At 66.4% G+C, this 4993-nt stretch carries 6 protein-coding genes; 4 read left to right on the top strand and 2 right to left on the bottom strand.

Annotated elements, in window-relative coordinates; translation table 11 throughout:
- Together VIM19_14040 and VIM19_14035 are read right to left on the bottom strand one after the other, a co-directional pair.
- Positions 1-100: DUF1918 domain-containing protein (locus tag VIM19_14040; protein HEY5185986.1), on the bottom strand; the 100-nt coding region annotated here is incomplete at its 3' end.
- Positions 101-713: 613 nt separating this feature from the next.
- Positions 714-1196, bottom strand: a complete 483-nt coding sequence (locus VIM19_14035) for a flavodoxin family protein (GenBank protein HEY5185985.1) — start codon at positions 1194-1196, stop codon at positions 714-716.
- Positions 1197-1479: 283 nt separating this feature from the next.
- On the opposite strand from VIM19_14035, the gene VIM19_14030 reads away from it, so the two are divergent.
- The 4 genes from VIM19_14030 to VIM19_14015 all read left to right on the top strand — a co-directional run bounded on the left by VIM19_14030 (position 1480) and on the right by VIM19_14015 (position 4683).
- Positions 1480-2601 carry an ABC transporter permease gene (locus VIM19_14030; GenBank protein ID HEY5185984.1) on the top strand — a complete coding sequence of 374 codons (1122 nt, stop codon included), beginning with the start codon at positions 1480-1482 and terminating at the stop codon, positions 2599-2601.
- Positions 2598-3698, top strand: a complete 1101-nt coding sequence (locus tag VIM19_14025) for an ABC transporter permease (GenBank protein ID HEY5185983.1) — start codon at positions 2598-2600, stop codon at positions 3696-3698. Before VIM19_14030 ends, VIM19_14025 begins: the two co-directional genes overlap by 4 nt.
- A 13-nt stretch (positions 3699-3711) precedes the next feature.
- Positions 3712-4395, top strand: coding sequence for an ABC transporter ATP-binding protein (locus tag VIM19_14020; GenBank protein HEY5185982.1), 684 nt, complete (start codon positions 3712-3714; stop codon positions 4393-4395).
- Positions 4396-4473: 78 nt separating this feature from the next.
- Positions 4474-4683 (top strand): hypothetical protein, encoded by a 210-nt coding sequence (locus VIM19_14015; GenBank protein ID HEY5185981.1) that lies wholly within the window; start codon positions 4474-4476, stop codon positions 4681-4683.
- Positions 4684-4993 lie beyond the last annotated feature (310 nt).

Here is a 4993-nt window from a genome sequence, read left to right as displayed (position 1 = left end):
AGCCGTCTTCGGAGTGCACCTCGGTGATCAGTCCGCGCTGATCGTGCTGCTCAGTTGTGGTGCCCTTCATCACTAACCAGTCCCCGACTTTGGCCTTCATCGTTTACTCCTTCGTCTCGACGGACCCATCATGGGTGCGTTCGCTATCCACAGGCAGGCCAGTCGGTCAGTGTCGATACGGCCGAAAGTCCAATCACTGTGCCACCTCGCCGGCCCGCTGTCGGCGTTGCGGGGCGGCTCGACTATTAACCAGATTCCGCTCCCGGCTGGATCTGCGGCTAGGGTCCTTTGGCCCTCCACATCCGGTCCTAAGGGGACCCGCTTTCTCGGCTCACCACCCAGAGAGGGTGGCGGGCCGACGCAAGGGAAGCAATCCGCTCGGCGCCGACAACCACAACCGAACCCACCAACCACCCGTGGCGGGGTGTCGCGGCGATAACGACCCAGCGCACATCCTCGGTGAAGACCCGCGCGCAAGGCGACGGCCGACCGAATCCGCGGGGAGGTCTATCTCGCAGCGCCCGACATCGTCACCAAAGTCGCTAACGCCGAAAAGCTGCTCTTGACAACGGTATTCGTCTCCGATCGCTGCGAGAAGAAAGAGGACGCGGGTTGTGCGGTTGCCGCCTGGCGCCGCCGGTCGAGCTGCAGACCGCGGCTACCGACCAACCACCGGTGACCATGGGGTGCCCGGTGGCGTTGGGACAGTGACGTCAGGAAGCGGTGCGCGAGCGCATGACCTGCTCGTTCAGCCGCGCCGCGAACCCTGCAGCCCGATCGAGGTCACGCTCGTTCGGCCGTCCCTTGTTGAAGCCGCCCACGAGGCGCAACGGCCCGACAGTGTCGAGGCCGCGGCAGGAAAACGAATCGAGGACGCGAAACCCCTTCGACGTGAGCTGGCGACGGATCGGTCGGCTGTAGCCCACCCGCGGGAGCTCGGGGCCGCCGCTGGTGAACAACGTGAACGCTGCGACGCCATCGACGCGCGGCAGGCCACGGACCAACTTCCACAACCTCGGATGGACCCTATTGAAGTAGATCCCCGACCCGAAGCCGACCAGGTCGTAGTCACGCAGCGCCTCGGGGTCCACCGCTTCGGGCTCGACGACATCGGCGTGGAGCACCTCAGCCATGCGATCGGCTACGCGGCGGGTGTTGCCCTGCGAGATTGAAACACAGACGATGAGCGACTTCATGACCCTTCCTCCCCTCCGCCACCACGACTTCGCGTCGGTGTGGACGTTGTCGATGCTTCGCCGGCGGCTCGTCCCCGGCTAGGGCGCAAGGGCACCAGCGCCGCGAGTCGTTGGTCACTTCACTCGCACAGAGGCCCGGCCAGCACATCACCAACCCCCGGAAGCCATTGGACGAATTCCCTGCTGGGGCAGTCATCGTCAGTCTTCGCCTCTGAACATCAACTGACGCGGTGCTGCTGGGAGTCAGGGGAAGCGGGAGCCTCACACGCCGTAGGGTTGGTTCGTGCTCCTGGCCAGTCGTGAGATCCGGCGTGCACCCGTGCGTTTCGGTCTGCTGGCCGGGGCTATCGGCCTGCTCATCTTCTTGGTGTTCTTCCAGCAGACGCTGCTGTCGGCGCTGCTCAACAGCTTCACCGGCGCGCTGCAGAACCAGTCGGGCACCGTCCTGGTCTTCAGCTCAGAAGCTCGCGAGAATGTCGAAGCCAGCGTGCTGAGCCCGGACATCGTTGCCAAGGTGGCCGCGGTACCGGGGGTGGGCCAGGCCGGACCACTGGGCGTGGCCACGCTGACCTTCCTGGCCAGAGGTCAGCAGGTCGACTTGGCCGTGATCGGAGCCGAACCGGGCAAGCCCGGTCAGCCCACGAAGCTGATCAGCGGCCGACCGGCCACCGCGGCCGGCGAGGGGGTGGCCAGCGCCGAGGCACAGGGCCTCGCCATCGGCGACACGGTGACCACTGCCGCCGGGAGGTCGCCGGTCACCATCGTGGGTCTGACCGAGCAGAGCCAGCTCAGCGTGCTGCCGACATTGTTCGTCGCCTACGCCACCTACATGACATTGCGCAAAGCAGCGAACCCCGACGCGACCGCGGTGCTGGCCTCAGCGGTGGCGGTGATCCCGTCGTCAGGGGTGAGCCAGCAGGCGGTCGCCGCGTCCATCAACGCCACCGTGCCAGGGGTGGCCGCACTGACGCGCAGCGAGGCGGTGGCCAACGCGCCCGGCGTCTCGTCGACGAAGGGATCGATCGCCATCGTGCTGGCGCTCGCGGTCGTCGTGGTCGCCCTCGTGACCGGGTTCTTCTTCCTGATCCTGACCGTTCAGAAGACCGCATCCCTGACGCTGCTGCGGGCGGTGGGGGTGCCGGCCAGCTATCTGGTTCGAGGCCTGTTCCATCAGGTCACCCTGGTGCTGGGGGTAGCGTTGCTGATCGCCGTGGGTTTGCTCTTGGCGGCCACCGCAACGGCAAACGCCGGCCTCCCGCTGACCATCGAACCGCGAGCGCTGCTCACCAGCACGGTCGTGATCGTGGGTCTCTCACTCCTGGGCGTGGCTTTCTCGGTATGGCGCGTGCTGCGCATCGAGCCGGTCCAGGCGGTAAGTCGTCCGGGACTCGGCGGCATCGAATGAAGGTAGCGCTGCTGGAGTTGCGCCGCCGACCCTGGCGGTTTGCGCCTGCGGTCATCGCCCTGGTGCTCCTCACCGTGCTACTGCTGGTCCTGGGCGGCTTGCTGGACGGCCTCTACAACGGATTCACCGGGGCGCTGCGGGCCCAGCCGGGGCAGCTGCTGACCTACGCCGCCGACGCCAAGCTGTCGGTGGTCCGCTCGCGGATCGACGCCGCCACGACGGCCGAGGTCAAGCGCGTGCCGGGCGTCGAGCAAGTCGGCGGCCTCGGAGTCGCCCTGGTCGGGGCCAAGGTCCCCGGACAGGCCACGGAGGCCAGCGTGGCGCTCTTCGGTTATGAACGTGCGCCACACGGTGTGCCGGCCCCGCCCCGACAGACCGGCCAGGTGTACGCGGACACGAGCCTGAAGGCCTACGGGGTCAGGGCGGGCCAGACTTTGCTGCTTGGACCCACACAATACACGGTGGAGGTCGTCGGCTGGGTGTCCGACACCAACTTCCTGATCCAAGGCGGCTTGTGGGGCAACGTCGAGACCTGGCAGGCCGCGCTGGCCTCGGCCCGACCCGACCAGGTGCTGGCACCCGGCACGTATCAGGTGCTGACGGTCTCGACCGCTGCCGGCGCGGACCCGACCCGGGTTGCGGCAGCCATCGACGTTGCCACCGGCGGGACGACCCACACTGTGACGCGTTCCTTCGCTGTCGACTCGCTGCCGGGCATCAAGCAGCAACGGTCGACGTTCAACGCCATCATCTACACGACGTTCTTCGTGGCGGCTCTGGTGGTGGCGCTCTTCTTCGCTCTGCTCACTCTCGAACGCATCGGGATGTACGCCGTGTTCAAGGCCATGGGCGCGTCAAGTGGCCAGGTCTTCGGTCAGGTGGTCGTGCAGGCGATCGTGATCGCGGCCCTGTCGTTCGTGCTGGGTGCCATGCTGGCGTTGGCTGCCCGGGGTGTGATCCCGGCGCAGGTGCCGCTTCAACTTACTGGCGGCCGGGCAATCGAGGTCGCGGTGGGACTGATCGTCATGTCAACCCTCGGCTCCGCGCTCTCGCTGCGCCGCGTCGTCGGCATCGATCCCGCAACTGCCATCGGCTGAGACCAGGAAACCTATGACTGCGCTGCAACTCGAGAACATCCGCAAGGTCTACCAGTCTGGGGAGGGTGAGATCGTCGCCGTGGACCGCGCCTCCCTCGAGGTAGGCGACGCGGAGATCGTCGCACTGGTAGGACCCTCGGGTTCGGGCAAGACGACGCTACTGTCCATCGCGGGGGGCCTGTTGTCGCCGTCGGAGGGCCGGGTCGTGGTGGCCGGAGACGACATCAGCGGGTACGACCCGAAGCGGCTCACCAAGTTCCGGCGCGAGAGCGTTGGGTTCGTGTTCCAGAGCGTGAACCTGGTGCCCTTTCTCACCGCCCGCGAGAATCTGCTGGTGGTTGCCGAGTTCGGCAGGCGTGACAAAAAGAAGTCGGCGGCGCGCGCCGATCAGCTGCTCGGCGAGCTGGGACTCGACAAGCGCAAGTCCAACCTGCCCGCCCAACTCTCCGGCGGGGAGCGTCAGCGGGTGGCGGTGGGCCGGGCGTTCATGAATGAGCCCGACCTGGTGCTCATCGACGAGCCCACGTCAGCGCTCGACACCAAGCTGGGTGAACAGGTCATGGAACTCATCGTGACCGAGGTCCGCGCCCGCGACACCGCCGCGGTCATCGTTACCCACGATCTGAGGATGACCCACTATGCCGATCGCACCCTCAATATCACCGATGGCGTCCTCTGTGATGCATCGACGTCGTGACCTGGACTTGGGCCCGAGATGGCACCTGAACAGCTCGTTTCCCCAACTTGCGTTACGGCGCGCCTGCGACACTTCTGAGTGGCCCAAGAACCCGCCGGCCTTGAGATGGAGTCGGAAATTGGACGCGGGTCGCCGGTCGACCCGAATGGGCACGACCAGCTCGACGCCGAGAATGTTCGCGAGCGCGTGGCGGCGCTGGTCGGTATCGCCCTCCGCGCGGTCTTGCCCAGCGGCCAGAAGATGCTGTCAGCACGCTGTCACCGGCACCGCAACCTCGTTGCGGCGTAGGAAGTGGATGGTGTCCAGGGCAGATTGTAGAACCGTGCGACCCGGGTGCATCGAGATGTCAAGCCCGCCAACATCATGGTGACGAATCCCGGCGGTGGGCTGACGGCGGACAGCGCCGATGACATCAGCGGGCTGACGGCGACCAACATCGCTGTGCGGCAAATACCCTCTAGCGGGAGTTTCCGGCCTTCGTGGATGGCGGGTCTGGTTTCGCCTGGTGGGGGTGGGTTTTCGGGTCGGACTGGTGTATTACCCAACTCGCGGTGTTGGGCGTTTTTGGTCAGCGGGTGGGTGCGTATTGGTGGATTGC

The sequence above is a fragment of the Actinomycetes bacterium genome, assembly GCA_036510875.1.
Lineage (GTDB): Bacteria > Actinomycetota > Actinomycetes > Prado026 > Prado026 > DATCDE01.
Note: the sequence above shows the minus strand (reverse complement) of the source record. Positions and strands in the feature narration are given on the sequence as shown.

Excerpts from the sequence above, each read along its gene's own strand:
- VIM19_14035 (HEY5185985.1), bottom strand. The coding sequence starts at position 1,196 with ATGAAGTCGCTCATCGTCTGTGTTTCAATCTCGCAGGGCAACACCCGC.
- VIM19_14025 (HEY5185983.1), top strand. The coding sequence starts at position 2,598 with ATGAAGGTAGCGCTGCTGGAGTTGCGCCGCCGACCCTGGCGGTTTGCG.
- VIM19_14020 (HEY5185982.1), top strand. The coding sequence starts at position 3,712 with ATGACTGCGCTGCAACTCGAGAACATCCGCAAGGTCTACCAGTCTGGG.